This is a genomic window from Marinobacter sp. KMM 10035, assembly GCF_046537445.1.
In the GTDB taxonomy this organism is placed as follows: Bacteria; Pseudomonadota; Gammaproteobacteria; order Pseudomonadales; family Oleiphilaceae; genus Marinobacter; species Marinobacter sediminicola.
Genome location: NZ_JBBVMG010000001.1, coordinates 278,593 through 296,378, shown reverse-complemented (window position 1 = coordinate 296,378; position 17,786 = coordinate 278,593). Strand labels below are relative to the sequence as shown.

At 53.8% G+C, this 17,786-nt stretch carries 13 protein-coding genes; 3 read left to right on the top strand and 10 right to left on the bottom strand.

Translation table 11 applies throughout. The features are described from left to right. Together AADB16_RS01305 and nhaD are read left to right on the top strand one after the other, a co-directional pair. Positions 1-759 carry a putative 4-mercaptohistidine N1-methyltransferase gene (locus AADB16_RS01305; protein ID WP_410800856.1) on the top strand — a complete coding sequence of 253 codons (759 nt, stop codon included), beginning with the start codon at positions 1-3 and terminating at the stop codon, positions 757-759. A 154-nt stretch (positions 760-913) separates the two neighbouring features. Then, positions 914-2,422: a sodium:proton antiporter NhaD gene (gene nhaD, locus AADB16_RS01300; protein ID WP_410800854.1), complete on the top strand. Its 1,509-nt coding sequence runs from the start codon at positions 914-916 to the stop codon at positions 2,420-2,422. Positions 2,423-2,482: 60 nt separating this feature from the next. On the opposite strand, the gene AADB16_RS01295 is transcribed toward nhaD, so the two are convergent. The 10 genes from AADB16_RS01295 to AADB16_RS01250 form a co-directional block, all read right to left on the bottom strand. Next, positions 2,483-3,046, bottom strand: coding sequence for an NADPH-dependent FMN reductase (locus AADB16_RS01295; protein WP_309043959.1), 564 nt, complete (start codon positions 3,044-3,046; stop codon positions 2,483-2,485). A 126-nt stretch (positions 3,047-3,172) separates the two neighbouring features. Then, on the bottom strand, positions 3,173-4,741 hold the full coding sequence (locus AADB16_RS01290) for an EAL domain-containing protein (RefSeq protein ID WP_410800852.1): 1,569 nt from the start codon (positions 4,739-4,741) through the stop codon (positions 3,173-3,175). Positions 4,742-4,837: 96 nt separating this feature from the next. Beyond that, on the bottom strand, positions 4,838-6,025 hold the full coding sequence (locus tag AADB16_RS01285) for an SO2930 family diheme c-type cytochrome (protein ID WP_410800850.1): 1,188 nt from the start codon (positions 6,023-6,025) through the stop codon (positions 4,838-4,840). A gap of 87 nt (positions 6,026-6,112) precedes the next feature. After that, positions 6,113-7,603, bottom strand: coding sequence for a parallel beta-helix domain-containing protein (locus AADB16_RS01280; protein WP_410800849.1), 1,491 nt, complete (start codon positions 7,601-7,603; stop codon positions 6,113-6,115). 245 nt (positions 7,604-7,848) lie between these two features. Then, positions 7,849-8,874: a helix-turn-helix domain-containing protein gene (locus AADB16_RS01275; RefSeq protein ID WP_410800847.1), complete on the bottom strand. Its 1,026-nt coding sequence runs from the start codon at positions 8,872-8,874 to the stop codon at positions 7,849-7,851. A 166-nt stretch (positions 8,875-9,040) separates the two neighbouring features. Then, positions 9,041-9,367 (bottom strand): GreA/GreB family elongation factor, encoded by a 327-nt coding sequence (locus AADB16_RS01270; RefSeq protein ID WP_298450829.1) that lies wholly within the window; start codon positions 9,365-9,367, stop codon positions 9,041-9,043. A gap of 554 nt (positions 9,368-9,921) precedes the next feature. Next, on the bottom strand, positions 9,922-12,162 hold the full coding sequence (locus AADB16_RS01265) for a heavy metal translocating P-type ATPase (RefSeq protein WP_410800845.1): 2,241 nt from the start codon (positions 12,160-12,162) through the stop codon (positions 9,922-9,924). Position 12,163: 1 nt separating this feature from the next. Next, a complete protein-coding gene (locus AADB16_RS01260; RefSeq protein WP_410800843.1) occupies positions 12,164-12,823 on the bottom strand; it encodes a c-type cytochrome in 660 nt (219 codons plus the stop codon). After that, on the bottom strand, positions 12,820-13,449 hold the full coding sequence (locus AADB16_RS01255) for a cbb3-type cytochrome c oxidase subunit II (protein WP_410800841.1): 630 nt from the start codon (positions 13,447-13,449) through the stop codon (positions 12,820-12,822). Before AADB16_RS01255 ends, AADB16_RS01260 begins: the two co-directional genes overlap by 4 nt. Beyond that, positions 13,446-15,062 (bottom strand): cbb3-type cytochrome c oxidase subunit I, encoded by a 1,617-nt coding sequence (locus AADB16_RS01250; RefSeq protein WP_309043949.1) that lies wholly within the window; start codon positions 15,060-15,062, stop codon positions 13,446-13,448. Before AADB16_RS01250 ends, AADB16_RS01255 begins: the two co-directional genes overlap by 4 nt. Positions 15,063-15,401: 339 nt before the next feature. Between AADB16_RS01250 and AADB16_RS01245 the strand changes: the two genes are divergently transcribed. After that, positions 15,402-17,780: a DUF6351 family protein gene (locus AADB16_RS01245; protein ID WP_410800839.1), complete on the top strand. Its 2,379-nt coding sequence runs from the start codon at positions 15,402-15,404 to the stop codon at positions 17,778-17,780. Positions 17,781-17,786 lie beyond the last annotated feature (6 nt).

Genomic DNA, 17,786 nt, shown 5'->3' with positions numbered 1-17,786 from the left:
GTGCAGCAAAGTGCCTATTATGAAGACGACACCACACTGGCCCAGTACCTGGAGTTTCACTTTGGTGAGCAGTGGCATGGCGAAGCCAACTTTCCCAGGGGCCTGGCAAGAGTAGCTATTGAGGCCATGGACGGGCGCACTATGGGGAAAGCTCTGGATATTGGCTGTGCCTGTGGGCGCACCAGTTTTGAGTTGGCCCGGGTGTTTGCGCATGTGGATGGCATCGACTTCTCCACCAAGTTTGTGGAGCAGTGCCAGGTGATGGCCAGAGATAAAGTGGTTCGCTACGCCCGGCCGGAAGAAGGCTCACTGGTGACGTATCAGGAGCGTACTCTCGCGTCTTTGGACCTGGAAGAGACTGCTGAGCGGGTGGCGTTCCATCAGGGCGACGCTTGCGACCTGAAGCCTGAGTTCACAGGGTACGACCTGGTGCTGGCGGGTAACCTTATCGACCGGCTTTACGACCCTTCACTCTTTTTAACCCGCATTCACGAGCGCATGAGTGACAACGGGCTCCTGCTGATTGCCTCTCCTTACACTTGGCTGAAAGAGTACACACCTAAAGAAAAGTGGGTGGGGGGCTACCAGAAAGATGGGGAGGACTACAGCACCTTCCAGGGGTTGCAAGATATGCTGGCGCCGCACTTCACCTTGATGAAGGAGACCCGAAGCCTGCCTTTTGTAATTCGTGAAACGCGCAACAAATTTCAGCACAGCTTTTCCGAACTGACCATTTGGGAGAAAAACAGGGCTGATTAGCGGCTGGGCAAGGCTCAAAAAGTAAACGCGCTGGGCGGGATGAAAAATATAATAGCTTACGAACGACTTAGATCACGTCGACTTGACGGAAGCTATGGTGCGTAAAGTGCACTTTGATTGATAATGTGCGCCCCAAACTTTTGAGCCAGATCCCATGACTGAAAACAGTAGTTCCGAAAAATTGCCGTTCCGGCGTTGTTCCAACCGTGTAATTGTCCCTTCCAGCATTTTTGCAAAAGTAGCCTTAGTCTTTTTTGCAGTCTTCTCATTTGGTTTCAGTGCGCTGGCCAGCGCTGCAGAATCCAATGCTCAAAGCCTTACCCATCATCCGGTTGGCTATATTTCTATCATCATCTTTGTCATCGCCATGGCGTTTGTGATGCTGGAAGAAAAGCTACACTTGCGCAAATCCAAGCCGGTGTTGCTGGCGGCGGGATTGATCTGGTTCCTGGTTGCCGGCGCGGCGGCCATGAGTGGCGATACGGAAAGCGCTAACGCAGCGTTGAAACACAACCTGCTGGAATACTCAGAGCTCCTTCTATTCCTGCTGGTGGCCATGACTTACATAAATGCCATGGAGGAGCGTCAGCTGTTTGATGCCTTGCGTGGCTGGCTGGTAAGCAGAGGCTTTAGCTATCTCAGCCTGTTCTGGATTACCGGCCTGTTGGCATTCTTCATATCGCCTATTGCAGACAACCTGACTACCGCTCTATTGATGTGTGCTGTGCTGCTGAAAGTCGGTGAAAACAGCCCAAGATTTATCGGTCTCGGTTGTATCAATATTGTGGTCGCAGCCAACGCCGGTGGTGCCTTCTCGCCGTTTGGTGATATCACCACACTAATGGTTTGGCAGAAGGGTGTGGTTGAGTTTACGGAGTTCTTCAGGCTGTTTATTCCGTCGGCTGTTAACTTCCTCGTGCCAGCCATTATCATGAGCTTTGCTATCCCCCGCGAACAGCCTCAGGATGCATCGGATCCCGTAATCATGAAGCGTGGCGCTCGTCGCACAGTGGTGCTGTTTTTGCTCACGATTACCACAGCCGTGCTAGGCCACAACTTCCTGCATCTGCCCGCAGTGGTAGGCATGATGATGGGCCTCGCCTATCTTCAGCTCCTGAGTTATTACCTGCAACTCAGCTTCAAGCGTGGCGTTGCCCGTGAGCGGGTTTGGGCTGAAAACCATCAGAATACACGCCTGCTCGCACGGCTCGACAAGGCGGTGCCTTTCGACATATTCAACCCAATGGCACGCACAGAGTGGGATACGCTACTGTTCTTTTACGGGGTTGTGCTGTGTGTGGGCGGGCTTGGGTATATCGGCTACCTCGCCGAGATTTCCCAGTTGCTGTATACCGACTGGAATGCAACGGGTGCGAACATTGCGGTGGGTGTGATCTCAGCCATCGTGGATAACATCCCGGTGATGTTTGCGGTGCTTTCAATGGGGCCGGATATGTCCCATGGCCAGTGGCTTCTGGTTACGCTGACTGCAGGGGTGGGTGGATCTATGTTGTCGATTGGTTCTGCCGCAGGTGTCGCGCTGATGGGCCAGGCGAGGGGTTACTATACCCTTATGTCACACCTGCGCTGGACGCCAGTGATTGCCCTTGGATACGCAGCATCCATTGCAACCCATATGTGGTTTAACGCCCACCTGTTTTGATAGGCCAAGCACGGAGCCCTCAAGGGGCTCCGTTGCTCAAGCCGTATTGCCCAGCGCCTATTAGCGCATTGTCTTCAGGGCTGTTGCCCACTTCTCCATTTCTGTCAGCATAGTTGTTGCTGAATGGTCGATGTGCTCGTTGGAGCTGAACACCTTGTTGTCGTCCAGGTGGTTCCAGGCCATGGGCACCATCACGCCTTCAACCATCGGCATCATCTTCAGGGTATTGACCAGCTGGCGAGCCAGTGTTGCTGCGCGAATACCGCCCGCAGCGCCGCCATAGCTAACGAAGCCGCAGGGCTTGTAGTTCCATTCTGTGTAAACGTAATTCAGAGCGTTCACAAAGGCTGGCGGTGGGCAGTAGTTGTATTCTGGCGTTACAAACACAAAGGCATCGGCTGAGTTAACGCTTTCAGACCAGCGTTTCGTATGTTCGTGTTCATAAATGCCTGAGCGCGGGTGGTTGGCTTCGTTGTAAACGGGAAGATCAAAGTCAGCCAAATCTATTAGTTCGCAGTCGAAGCTGGAGTTGTTTGTCGCAAACTCGTGAAACCAGGTTGCGATGGATGGGCCAATACGGCCAGGGCGTGTGCTGCAAATTACGATATTCAGTTTAAGTGCCATGAATAATGTCCTGAATGGATGTGAGTGCCGTGCCAAAACCGGCGGTACAAGATGTGCTTTAAATCTAGATGTTCGCGTCCATTACTTCAAACGGAGCATTTTGAGAGAGATGAACAGGAAATCCGATCAAGTGCGCTGGTTGGGTCGGAGTGTTGTGCCTACGAGTTCTTCCAATTGAATTGCTGACATGGGTTTGCCAAATGCCCAGCCCTGAGCCAGCCGTACGCCCATTTCTGCAATAACTGCTGCTTGTGCGCTTGTTTCCACTCCCTCGGCAACAACATCCATGCCCAGCTCGTTTGCAATACGCACCATTAACGGCACAAGCGCTGCTCCCAGCCCGCCGGTATCGATATCAAATACAAAACTGCGGTCAATTTTCAGCGTGTTGCAACCCAGATCCCGCACCTTGGAAAGGTTGGAATAACCGGTACCAAAGTCGTCTACTGCCAGCTCAAAGCCATTTTTTTTGATCCACTGGATGCAGTCTTTTGCGGTGGCTGTATCCAGGTGTTCGTCTTCGGTGATTTCGAAAGCGATATTAAACCTTGATGCCGAAAGGGCTAGGGGAATATCGGCGTCCGTCAACCTGCTCTGGGCAATATCTGATGGAAATAGATTGATGTTTACCTTGAACCCGTCGGGCAGCCCGGTCATGGAGTGCAGGTCGTCCAGGGTTTTCTGCATGATCAGTTGGGTAAATGGCCAACTTTGACCCGCTTTAGCTAACGTTGGGATGAACTCATCCGGGTAAAGGGGGCCAACCGCATCGTGAAACCGGGCCAGCACCTCGCACCCAATAATTTTGCCACTCTTCAGATCGACGATAGGTTGATAGAGAGGGAAGTAGGCGTTGTGCTGTAAACCTCTGATTGTCCTTTGCCCTGTGCTGAGCCGTCTTTTTAAAAGCAACCAGCCTACAAGGCTTGAACCCGAGCCTAATACCAGGCCGGTAATGCCCAGAAATACCGCGAGCGACGGGTTTTGAGCCAAGAGATCTGCGTGCTCTATCTCAAGGCCTGCACAGTATGGAATATCGTTGCTGCAGGCCTCTGAGTATGTGGTTGTTGGCGTGACAACGTGCCCGGATTTCACGCCCAGATTGCGAAACACTCCGCGGCTCCCGTAAGCATGTCGGGTGTCTGACTGACTGCTGCGATATACCACTTGCCAGCGGTTGCTATTGGAAGCTAATCGCTCGAGCCACCGGGTATCGAAAATTACATTGAAATGGCCCTTCTGGATGATAGGCGCAGTAATTTCTCCATCGAAAAGAACAAGTTGAGCGTCGGGTCGGAATTTGAAGCCGTTTCTGCCAGTGAAGTCCCAAGGGCCTTGCTTAAAAGGTGTTTGCAAAACCCCTTGGCCAGTTGTGCACAGCACGGCATTGTCTTTTACAAAACCGATATCTTTCACACGACTCGCAAGAAAAAGTTCCCGTTGCATGGCTTGCAGCATCTCGTCGTTGCAGTGATCAAACCCTTGGCCGTTAAGGCGATTAATAATCAAACGGCTCTCCAGGGCTATTTTCGAAGCTTCGGAAGTGAGGGCGTTCAGCTTTTCAGATTGGGAAGCAAGAGTGCTTTGAACCGCTAGAGTGATGGTGAAAACTGCGTACAGAAAAAATACGAATAGGCCGGAAAGCGCGACGATGAAAGCGTGTGTCCATCGAAAATGTTGATCAGCTGTCGGCATGTTCAAAGCTTCGTTGAGGGAGTCTGCTCACTATAGTTGAAGATGGTGAAGTGGGAAAACTGGGCCCCAGGCATCCTTGCACAACGGGGCTGAGCATCAGGGGGTGCAAGAGCCTGGTAAACTATCAATCCATGAGGCAACCAGCGCAACGCCCTCCTCGTGCACTAACGCTCGTCCAATTTCCGGCATGCGATGGCGAGGCTGCGTTGTGTTTATTCGGTAGTGCAGAATAGAACTTTCAGCATCGCCTGGTACCAGGTCGACATTGAGTCCGTCACTGCCTCGGTAGGCCACCGGTTCTTTGCAGTAGCCATGCTGTGGCTTGTGGTCGTTATAAGAACGCCAATATTCCAGGTTCAGACCGGTGTTGCTGGCACCACCTTCAGGACGGTGGCAGTGGGCGCAGTTTATGTCCAGATAACCTTTTGCCAGATCCATCAACTCATCGTCGGTTTTGGTTGGCAATAGTTGGGCATCTGCATCTGTGTATGCAGGTATGGTGTCGATGCTTGTCAGGTCAGCTGGCAGGCCTTCCAGAAACCCTGCAGTTTGCCAGTAGGTAAGCTGGTTCTCTGAGCCCTGAGGATAGTCATAGGGTCTATTCAGCAAGCGAGCTTTGGGCCCGATCGGCATGAACCTGCTGGTGCCAGCGACATCAAATTGATGGCACTGCTTGCACATGTTGGTGTCCGGAACCTCATAGGTGAAGTCTTGTTGCTCACCGTTGTGGACCAGCGAAACAGGCAGGAATGCCCCTGCACTTTTAAACTCGGCGATAGTGGCGCTAGCGTTCCAGACATAGGGTAGAGCAGTCCACCCACTCTCCCGGTGGATCAATAATCGGGTTTCCAGCAGGGTTTCGTTCTCCCGGCCACGAAAGGCAGTGTCAGCTGGGAGTGCAAAGGTTTTGGTGATAACCGTGCCTACAGGAAACTCGAAAACCTCGTTGGTCGAGTATTGGGCTTTTTTACCTTCTGGCACGAAAACAAACCGGTATTTACTCGTGTAGTCCGTAAAGAGAGCGGTTGTCAGATCGTAGGGGGTGCCGTTATCTGTTGGGTTAGCTGTGGGGTTGGACGGATCTTCAAATAGTCGATAATTGCTCAGATACTTGCAGTTTGTGGTCATAAGAGCATCGATATTGATGCCTTCTCCGGCCGTTTCACAGACATCAGTGGCGCCGCCAGTAGTGCCATCATCATCTCCGCCGCCACAAGCTGTCAGTAACAAAAAGCCCGCTAGGGATAGACCTGTTAACAGGTAGTTGGTTTTTTTCAGGGTCATAGGGCCACTCCAGCAGGCTTCCGGCTAAGTTCGCAAGCCTGTTTCAAAAAGGAAGGCGAGGCCCACATGGTGTGGGCCTCGTCGTTTTTACAGTGCGCAGGATGCGGAGCTTGGATCGCTTGCGTCGTCCTCGCCGCAGCCGTAGTTGATGCCATTGATGGTTGCTTTTGAAGGACTGAGCGCTGCAGGCATGGTGGCGCATGCCATCAGGTTGGTTTGGCTAGCTTCGAACAGGAAGTCTGGCATGGCGCCATCTGCGAGTTTGCTGCCATCACCCTCAGGGTCAAACACAACCCCGTGGCTCACGCTGCCATTGTTCGCAGAACAGATGTAGTCTCCTTGGCTGAAAGGCGCTCCTGCTGTGGCTGCATCTGCCCCAACATAGGCTACTAGCTCACCAAGGCCGTCGTACAAAATGGCGGGGAAGGCACCGTGGAAAGCGGTGTAGCCACCGATGATATCGGTGATTAGGTCGCCGGTTGGCTCGTAGCTTGAGTTTTCGATCTCGTTATCGTGGATCGAAATATTGCGTGGCACCGCTTCCCAGCCATCATCAATTGCAGTGGTATATTTGGGATTTGCGTAGCCTAGGTTCTCGTCTGCAATGTAGTAACTGGTTGTGACGACTGACGTGGTCTTGTGATTCGTGATGCGGTTCTTGTAGATCTCAACATCGTTTGTAGACAGCACAATGATGCCGGTTCCAGGTGGTACAATGTGAACGCCACCTTCAAAGTCCCCTACTTTCGCAAAGTTTACTTCGTTGTTGCTCAGCACGTCGTTATCGAAAACCCGCACGTTGGTGCCGTAAATCTCATTACCAATGGGCAGATCGAATATCAGAATGCCACCAGTATTCTTGCGGGCGATGTTGTCGTATACGTCTGCGTTGATCGAGTTCTCAATCTCGATACCTGCCACGTTCTCTTCGGCAATATTCCGGCGCACCACAATGTTTTCGGACTGGCCAACGTAAATGCCTGCGTCGGCAGACCCACGCACGTATGAGTCTTCAATAAGAATGTTTTTGGATTCAACCGGGTAAAGGCCATAGGCACCGTTTTGGTCGTTAAGTTCACCTTCCCACACAGTTGCAACGGACTTCAGAATAATGCCGTCCGTATTTTTGAACTTGATGGCGTTGGAAGCTGCCTCGTAAACCCCAAGATCCTTGATGGTTACGTCTTTTCCGTTCTGGACAAACAGGCCGTCGCCACCACTTGAATTCTCGAAATTCAGAATGGTTTTGCCCATTCCGTAGCCGGTGATGGTGATGTTATCAACAGGCGTGCCATCGCCGTCAGAGTCTGCATCAAAGATAAGTGTGCCTTGAATCGAAAATTTACCTTCCGGGAATACGATAACGTCTCCGGATTTGGCATTGATGAAAGCGTTTTTAGCTTCCGTGGTGAGGGTGTCATCGGCAGGTAGCATGATGGCACCTTCCGGGAACGTGACGGCAGGCGGTGAGTCGTTTTTACTGCTTCCCCCACAACCTGCCAGCAGCAGTGCGGGCACAATCCCCGCGAGTAAAAGGGCCTTTCTGTTGACGCTGATGTGACTTCTTTTAGCCTGCATACCAACTCCGGGTGCTTAAGATTTTGTTTTTGTGTATTTCTTGCGCGCCGGGCGGCTCTGAAAAAAAGAACAGCGCGGCTGAACAATAAATTAAGCAGGATTGATGAATATCACGAGTAAAACAGCTGCGCAGAATGCAGCAGGTGGTGTGCAAAAACTTCGATGCCTTCTGGCACAAGGGATGGCGTGAAGTTATATCGGCTGGGTAAAATGTGAAAATTACAAAAAGTGCACAGCCTGTGGAGTCAGGTGTTTGTACTTTTTTGGCGAAATTCAGTAGGCGTACACTGCTGGATTTCCCGGAACGCTCGGTTGAACGAGCTCAGGGTTCGGTACCCCACATCCAGCGCAATATTGAGGATTGGCGTCTCTGGTTCGGCGATCAGGCGCTCTGAAGCTTCAGCAATTCGGAGCTGGTTAATGTAGTCGTTAAAGTTGCGATAGCCCAATTGCTTGTTGATCAGCGCCCGAGTGCGATATTCCGGAAGTTCGAGTTTTCCCGCCAGCATTTTCAACGTCAGGTGTTCTGTACGGTAATACCTTTCGTCCATCAGGCTTGTGAGGCGAGCTATGTGCTCATGTTGGGGGGGTGCCTGGGTGTCGGTTTCCGGTGCCTGCACGGGGTGTTCGGTTTTCACAATCGGGGGAGGGCCGCTGCGGAACGAGAGGTCGCTGAACCGGCCTTTTAGAAGGAAGGTCGCTATAGCAACTCCCGTAACCGAAACCACCAGTGCCCGGTTAACGGCATAGGCAGCGTCCAGATTGAATGCCAAAGCTACAAGTGCCACGGCGGTGCCGGCAACAACCAGAACGAACGCGCGAAGCTTTCGGCGGGGTTCCACCAGATCAGCCGACCAATCAGCGATAACCGCCCAAAATCCGTTGGCGATGATAAAGAACTCGAACACTTCCCCCAGATCCCAGCCAAAGAAAAGCAGAAGCCCTTTCGCGCTCTGATGGGTGGAAAATAACCTTGCTATGGAGGGAGCAATCACACTATAGAGTGCCATCGCGCTCCACACGGAAAACACGTTTAACCGCTGGCGGAAGGTTGCCTGGCAGAGAAACCAGAACAGGGCCGGCAGCATGCCTTGCAGGTTCAGGGTGAGCCACTGCCAGTGAACAGGCGTGAGCGGGTGGAGCAGAAAACCGAAACTGGCGATGAGAAAAACCGCGAATACCCGCGCTGCAGATGAATGTTGCAGTTCCCGGGTTGTTGCGATCAGAAGAATAACCAGACAAGCCAGACCAAAGCCGGTCAAAATCAGCATGCTTAAAATACTCGACGCTGTTTATTGTTGTTTGTATGAGACCGATGCAAACATGTCACTCAGGCGTGCCGGTGTCAATTACGACATACGATACGTCTCGTAACGGCCCGGCTGAGAGACTTTGCAGGAAAGCGAAAGGGAGAGTGGTAGTTTGGGCCAGGCTACGTCAGCCAGATATTTTGAGCACAACCGCGTGCCCTTCTTCATTGCCCGACCCCAGTTTAACCACGCTTCCCGGCGTGGTGCCGAGCAGCGCAAGCCCGAATGGTGAGCCTATGCAGACGTCATCTTTTTCGGCTTCCGGGCAGGAGCCAGAATCTGTTAGGCGAAAGGTAAGTTCCGATGAGTCCAGGCAGTTGATCAGCGTTACCGTGCTGCCAATCATGGCAGTGTTTTCGGGGGGAATAACGGGGTTTCTGTAAAGCCTTCCCAGTTTTGCATTAAGCGTTGCGATATCACGTGAACCCAGGTTAAAACCCACATTCATCATCATGTCTGTATCTCTGCTCACCGGCTAATTAAAGGAAATCGAAAGGAGGCATAAAGAAACTATGGAAAGCTCCTTCACTGAGGTTGCCGGCACCATAGCACCTTTGGATTTAAAGGCAAGGGTGGGTCATGTTGCCGCGCCAGAGTTGAACCAGCCCGGCTCTGAACTAAACTGCAGTTTGACCTGAAGTTTGCATAGCCGGGGAGCAGGCAGTTAGATGAGTGTAGGTAAAAGGAGTGTAGCTCAGGATTTGAAAGGCTTGTCGCCGGCTTATTTTGGCATGGTGATGGTATCTCCTTAACCGCCCACACTCTCGCGCTTGGTGCTCTTCCGTCAGGCGTTTTTCCTCGATGTGATAGACCATCTTCGTAGCCCTGGTTTTTTTTACGCTGTCTGCTGGCTCCAGTGTGCTTGGCAGCCAATTTACCATGTTGACGGATTTCACCCTGGCCGGGCGGCCGCTCTGGGCTTTCACTTTCTGGACTTTATTCCCATCAGCTTTTTCTACCTTGCGCTTGTTGCATGGGCCATTACATTCATGGGTTTGGTGCGGTCGTTCAGGCCGGCGCAGTTGTCTGGCTGACCGCAGGGGTGCTGTCTGGTGCATCACCGGCAACCTGTTTTTGCATGCGCAGGCTATTGAGCAGAACACAGAGGCTGCTGAGAGACATGGCCACGGCCGCGATAACCGGCTGAATCCAGCCCATAACCGCCAGGGGAATCACCAGCGCGTTATAACCCACTGCCCAGAAGAGGTTCTGGTACATGAGCTTTCGGGCTCGTTGCGCCAATTGCAGAGTGGCGGGCACTTTGTCGATGCTTTCTGTAAGGTAGACAGCCGCTGCTGCACCTGTGGCAGAGGCGGCATTTCCTACAGCAATACCCAGTCTGGCGCCGGCCAAGGCCAAACCATCGTTGAGGCCGTCCCCCACGAATACGGTGGGTGTCTGTTTCTCCAGATTGTCGATAAAGCGGTGTTTTTGCTCGGGGGAATACTCCGCGAGCACATGCTCGGGTGGAACACCCAAGCGCATGGCCAGATCGAGACAGGCTTTTCGGGTATCACCACTGAGTATGTAAATAGCGTAACCCTGGTTGATCAGCCGGCGAATAGTGGCTGCCGATTCCGGTCTGAGGGTTTCCTGAAACCCGATCTTGCCCGCGTAGAGACCATTGAAAGCGAGATGAACGCCCATTCCGGTATCTTCGGTAGGTGGCACATCGACCCCCTGTTCCCGAAGCCAACTGGCGCGCCCGGCCAGGGCAGTGTTCCCTTTGTTTATCCAGCGAGTACCGGCGCCGGCGAAGCTCTCCCGTGTTCCGTCTGGAGCGAGGGCAAGCGGCAATGTCGTTTTCGCCATCAGCCCCCGGGCAACCGGGTGCGCTGATTCACTGAGCGTGTCTTGTGCCAGTTTCAGCAATTCATCGTCCGTCCATTGGCCGGCCGGCGCGATGCTGTCGACGCTGGGCTCGCCCGTGGTTAATGTGCCGGTTTTATCAAAAACAATCGCGCCCACGTCGGCCGCCGCCTCAAGTGCCGCGGGGTCCTGCAATACAATACCGCGACTGATCATAGTGGCATGGCCCATGGTGATCACCAACGGGATCGCCAGGCTAAGAGCGCAGGGGCAACTGATGATCATAACCGCCAGCCCACGGGCCGCTGCCTCTGGCATCGGAACGCCTTGAACAAGGGCTAGTCCCACAGCCAGTGTGGCTGCGATCACAATAACCGGTAATAGGATGCGGGCAATACGATCGGTGAGCCGCTGCAAAGTGGTTTTACGGCTGAGCAAGGCGCTGATGGAGCGTGACAACTGGTCGATGCGGCGCTGACCAATGTTTGCTGTTACCACCAGTTCCAGCTCACCTTCAACCAATTGACAGCCTGCCAGCATGTCTGCGCCCGGCCCAAGAGGTTGTGGCATGTGCTCCCCGGTCAGCATGGACAGGTCGGCCTGGCCATGCCCTTGAACAATCTGGCCATCCAGCGCCAGTTGTTCGCCGGCCTGGAGGATGATGCGCTCGCCGGTTTTAACGTCTTTGGCTGGGCGGGTTTCCCGTGTTCCGCCAGAGGCTTTGAGTGTGACCTGCTCGGGCACCTGTTGAAGATAGCGGCGAATGATTTCCGAGGCGCGGCGGCGCACGCTGGTATCCAGCAAACGTGCGATCAGCTGGGAAGTGATCAGCATAACGGCCGCATCGAAATACACGTGGTAGCTGCCTGCAAAGAGCTGCCATGTGGAGATGATGCTGGAAGCGAAGACGGCCAGAAAGATAAGACTGTCGAGGCCCGGTGTGCCAGCAAGGAGAGTGCGCCAGCCCACCCGGTAGAAGTGAGAACCTGAGTAAAACAATACCGGCGCCGCGAACAGACCGCTGGCGATGGCGAGCGGCCATAGGACTTCCGGTTCTACTGCACCCAAGGGCGCGAGATAGATTAGCAAGGCCGGCATCATGCTCCACATGCCAAAGACCACGGCAACCGCCAGCCGCCTTTGTAGATGCTTGCGCACCGATTCCGCCTGGAGCTTGCTGCGGTCCGGGTCAACCGAGCTGTGCAATCTGTAACCCAAGCGAGCAACAGCTTGCTGAAGATTCGCCAGTGAGGGCTTTTCTTTGTCCCAGCAAATCATTGCTACGTCTGCCGCGAAATTAACGGCGGCGTCACTCACCCCCGGTTGCTTTTTCAGCAGGGCTTCAACTGCGATCGCACAGCTGCCACAGCGCATCCCTTCAATCATCAGGATGTCCTGATTATGATGTTCCTGTGCGGTGCTCCCGTTGTTGGCGGCCATCTCAGGGTTCCCCGAAAACCTCCTTCAGTTCCTCGGCAGACCAGTCTCCGCGGTCACCAAAACGGTCTGTGTGTTCGCTGACAGCGGAGGGGGCGATCTCGCTGGCGCTATTGCCCCATTCATTGCGGGCATAGCTCAGGACAGCAGCCAGTTCCGCATTGGAGAGAGTGCCACCGAATTTGGGCATGACGCCTTGGTAGCTATTGCCGGCAACCTCAATTTTGCCCTGCAGACCATCGTGAACGATCGCCACCGGAATAGCCGCATCCGCGACCAGCCACTCGCTATCAGCCAGTGGAGGGAAGGCACCCGGCACACCCTGCCCGTTTGCCTGATGGCAGGCGCTGCATTGTGCGCTGTAAATGGCCTTTCCGTCAGGCTTTGCAGCCGCTGTGTTACTGCCAGAATCTGAATTCCCTGACGCTTCAGCGCCTCTGGTAGCTGCAGAATTGTCGGCAGGATTTGGCTCCTGCTGCACCGTTGCCACCGCTGAGCGGCTGTCACCACCCAGCATCGGCTTGCCAATCTGCCAGGCGTAATAGCCCACGCCCCACACAATCAGTACGGCGATCCAGGCCAATACAATCTTTGGCGTGGCGCGTGTGCCTTCTTCCGGTTCGGGCGCTTCACGAAATTGAGCGCGATGGTCATGCTGGTTCATGGCGCACGGTTCTCCTTGGGCTCATCGGAATTCGGCGGTTTCTTCGGAAAAGTCGGTGCCGGGTACGTGTGGTCAAGGGCGAGCATGTACTCCGCCAAGGCCAGCGCATCTTCAGTGGCGACAATTTTCCCGGTTTCCGGGCCGTAGGGCGGTGGTATATTCACCACCTTGTCGCCTTCTGCCGGTTCCTCCACATGGCGGAAAAGGAAGGGGTAGGAAGGCATGATGCTGCCTTTGATAATGGCCCTCGGGTTGTACAGGTGCATCAACTGCCAGTCGATGCTGGGCTGGCGAGCGCCAATGTTGAACAGATCCGGGCCGGTACGCATGGTGCCCAGCAGGTGAGGTTCATCGTAGGCGTAGTCGCCGGGCACCGATGGACGACCCCATCCCCGGTCTTTGTCTCCCGGTGCGAAGCTTGGGTCTCGGGGCTGCTGGCTGTGGCAGTAGACACAGCCGTTTGCGATATAGACCTGCCGCCCACGCTGTTGTTGTTCCGTGTAAGGCTTGAGATCTGGCGGAACCTGTTCTGCAGACATTTGCAGGTAGGGCATAACCACTAGGGTAAGCGTGGCCAGCAATAGAATCAGAGCTGCGCCGACCATGATTGCAAGAGCACGTTTCATTGAGCGTTCTCCTTGGTGGCTGGGCGGAAGAGGGTCGGTTGCTCAGTGGCAGCACCGCGGCGCATCAGCATGGCGATGAAGTGGAAGGCGAACACCAGGTGCCCCAGTGTCATCAGAGCACCACCAACGGTACGGGCCTGAAGTGCGGGCAGTGTCATTTTCACTATGTCCATGAACGGCATGGCGGCATCAAGCAATGCAACGCCTTGCTTCCAACCTGCGATGGTCAGCGACACCACGTAAATCAGAATGCCAATGCTCACCAGCCAGAAGTGCAGGCTGATCAGCTTGCGCCATGGCCATTCCCAGTTCGTCAGGCGAGGCATAATGAAATACACGGCGCCAAACAGGATAAAGCTCAGGAAGGCGTACATGCCCAAATGCGCATGGGCCACGGTGTAGTGGGTGAAGTGCGTTATCACGTTGATGCTGCGAAGAGCTTCCATAGAGCCTTGAAGCGAAGCCACGGTGTACATGAGTGCACCAATCCATACAAAGCGCAGGGTTGGGGAGTCTTTCAGGCGACTGAAGTTGCCCATCATGGTGCCGTGATGGTTGATGGCAACGGTAATCACCGGGATCGACATCATCACGCTGTGAACAATTGAAAGCGTGACCAGCCAGGTCGGAATGGGGCCGCCAATCAGGTGGTGGATACCTACCTGGCTATAGAACAAGGCCAGTGACCAAAAGCCGATGAGCGATAACTGATAGGAGATAATTGGCCGGCCAAGAATTTTAGGAATCATGTAGTAGGCAATGCCGATGCCGATGGGTGTTACCCAGAGCCCAAGCACGTTATGAGCGAACCACCAGTTTACTGTAGCGCCTGAGGCCCCCGGAAAGGCAAAAGGCAGGTTGGCAATGAGGAACAGAAAGGGAAACCACACCAACGCAGCCATCAGGTACCAGCTTGTAACATATAGGTGTTCCACTTTCCGGTTGGCGGCGGTGAGTAGCAAAGGTACGGCACACAGGGCACCGCCCACTACAAACAGAATGTCGATTTGCCAGGGAAACTCCAGCCACTCCTCGCCATCAGAAAGCCCCAGCGTGATGGCGCTCAAGCCCAGAACCAGGCCGATATTCCAGATAAAGCCGCCAATAACGGCGTACTTACCGCCCACTAACGGGGTTTTGAACAATCTTGGAATCAGAAAAAGCGCTACGCCAATGCCCGCCATAGACGCCCAGCCATAAGTAACGGCGTTCAGGTGTACGGGGCGAATTCGGCCAAAGGTAAGAAACTCACTGGCCGTCAAAAATTCCGGGAGGTGCATTTTGATGGAGGATGCCAGGCCAAAAAATGAGCCCAGAAGCAACCAGAAAACCGATGAGCTCAGCCAGGTGAGGACCGCTGTTCTTGAGGATTGATCAGCTGTCCAGCGTGCCTCTATGGCTGCGGTCTGCTCACTGGTGTTGCCGGTAAACGTCGGGTCTGAAGGCCGCGCAGGGTCTTCGCTGTGGCCTTCTTCACCTGGGGAGAAGATAGTGCGTGCCGCAGCCTGACCATGGCTGAACTGATTGTTGGCGATAGACCAGATCAGTAGCAGTAAACCAACCGTGGAAAGCACGAAGGTAATGATCAGGAGAATGGCGATGGTGGGCGTCATAGTTTTTCCTGTTGATGCATTACAAATACACCTTAATCAAAGCCGACAACCGAAAGCAAGTAAAGGCGGGCTTTAAAAACAGTATTTGTATTCGTTTGGAAGATAACGAGGGGTTGCACTACATTAACGCGACAGGCCTGATCGGACGATAGTTGTCATTGTTCTAAATCAAGTCTGGGTGGCTGTGTGAAGATTTACGCTATACCGGTGGTGCACTGTACCTTCGGTGAAAGGTGGACTAGTCTTGAAAAGAAAAAAACATAGCTTTTTCGTGTAGTACCAGCTTCCAGCTTCGATAAAACGCTCGGTAACAATAATAACGCCAAGAGGGTATTTTCGATGCTTACTCGCCTGATAGTGCAATCTTTAGCGATTGCCGGAATATCTGTGTTTCTGCTCAGTGGTTGTTTTGGTGGCTCCAGTAATAGTTCCTCAAGCCCGCCAGATCTTGATCTTGTCAGTCTTTCCAGCGCTCCAGACCAGATCAGTGGCGATACGGTACTGATTGGCCTGGAGGGAGACGTAGCAGCCGTTTCCAGAGAAATGAACAGCCTGAAATTCTGGCTTAATGGTGCGATGGTCACTCCGGAAGTAAGGACAGGGCGGAATGGCCCGGAGATTCTGGTAGCGGGCCTCGTTGAAGGTGAAAACCGGCTGGAGTTGCACCATAGCGAATCCGGGCCAGTGAGCGATCTGATTCTGACGGCTTTCCCTGTGAGCGGCCCAATCTTTTCTGGTCCACAGCAATATCCGTTTGTATGTACCGTTACAACCGAGCTGGGGAAGCAGCCTTTGGTAGATACCGCGGGCGATGCCGGCTTCCCGGTTATGGATAGCGATGCGAACAAGATAGGTTTGAGCAAGGATTGTTCGATCGATTCCTATGTGGAGTTTGTCTATCGCACAACCGATGGTGATTGGGTGCCGCTTCCAGGTGAAGGCCCCCGGCCGGCGGACATGGCCACCACTGAACTGACCGACGGTCGCACTGTTGATTTCGTTGTTCGGCAGGAGCGAGGTACCATTAATCGGTTCATATACAGCTTTGCCACACTTGCCAATCTCGGGGATGAGCCGGATGACACATCGGCTGCAAACTGGAACGGCCGATTGCTGTTCCACTTTCAGGGCGGCGTTGCCATAGGGCATTCACAGGGCCGTGTTAGCAACAGCCGAGCGTTGCGCCCAGATGCCCTTGCGAAGGGTTATGCCATTATTTATTCCACCGGTACCAAAGCAGACACCCACTACAACCTTCAGGTGGGTGGCGAAACGGCATTGATGGTGAAGGAACACTTCATCAAGCGCTTTGGTGTGCCTGAGTACACCGTGTCCGTCGGCGGATCTGGTGGCGCTATCCAACAGTACGTCTATTCTCAGAATCATCCCGACTTGCTGGATGCAGGTATGCCCCAGTACTCCTATCCCGACATGGTCACCCAGACCATTCACATCGGTGACTGTGAGTTGCTGGAGTACTACATGGACGTAACCGATAAGGGCAATGCCAAGTGGCAGATCACCAAAAACCGCTCCTGGCTGGTGGGGTTAAATGCCACCGACGACTACCCGGATCCATTTGCGGGTGCAAAGCAAACGCTTGGGTTCAGTACCGCGCCGGGAATGACTGAGTGCATCCCGGCTTGGCGTGGGCTTACGCCTTTGGTGATGAACCCTGCGTTTGGGTATGCGGATAATCAGGAACGTATGGAGCCAGCCGGCGTGATGGGTACTGTGGAATGGTCTCATTATGACGACCTGCGAAATATCTACGGCGTTGATGAGAACGGCGACCCACGTACTCTGTACGACAACGTTGGCGTACAGTACGGCCTCGGAGCATTGGTTGATGGCAAAATCACCAAAACCGAGTTTCTCAAGCTGAACGCGCAGGTTGGCGGATGGAAACATCCTTCCGAAATGGTGCAGGAGGGCTTTCCGTTTATTGGTACGGAAGCAGACGTCTTTGCTGATCCAACCAAGTTCGACCCCTGGAGCTCCCGCAACATGAACCTGAGTGCCGATGGTACGGCGCCAGCACCTCGCACTGAGGGTGATTTGTTAGCGATTCAGGCGGCCTATGACGTTGGGATGGTCTTCGACGGCCAGCTCAATATTCCGGTTATAGATTGGAGGCACTACTTGGAGGAAGTGCTGGATATGCACAACAGTCACCAGTCCTTCTCAGTGCGCCAGCGCATCATCAACAAGATGGAAGACTCAGGTAACCAGGTAATCTGGTTTACCGACGGCAGACCAACCGACACTTCGGATGGAAACAGACCGAGGCCGGATAAAAGCTCAGACCCAACGATGGATGCGCTGGGAGTGCTGCACGACTGGCTGATGAATATGCGTGAGAATCCCGAGCTGAGTATCGCCGACAACAAGCCGGCGGCAGCGGTAGATAGCTGCTTTAAAGCGGACGGTACTCTTATCGCCAAGGGAGACAGCGTATGGAACGGCATTCTTGATGACCAGCCTGATGGCGCTTGTACTGCCGAATTTGAAACCTACACTACTTCTCGGATAGTGGCGGGTGGCCCTATCGAGGGTAGTATTTTCAAGTGCGCGCTAAAGTCGGTTGAAACAGCATTGAACGACGACACCTACGGAACCGTTTCATTCACGGAACCCGAGATTACGAGGCTGAATGAAATCTTCCCTGATGGTGTTTGCGACTACAGCCAGCCAGATCAAGGACGCCCCGCAGGCTAAATGAAA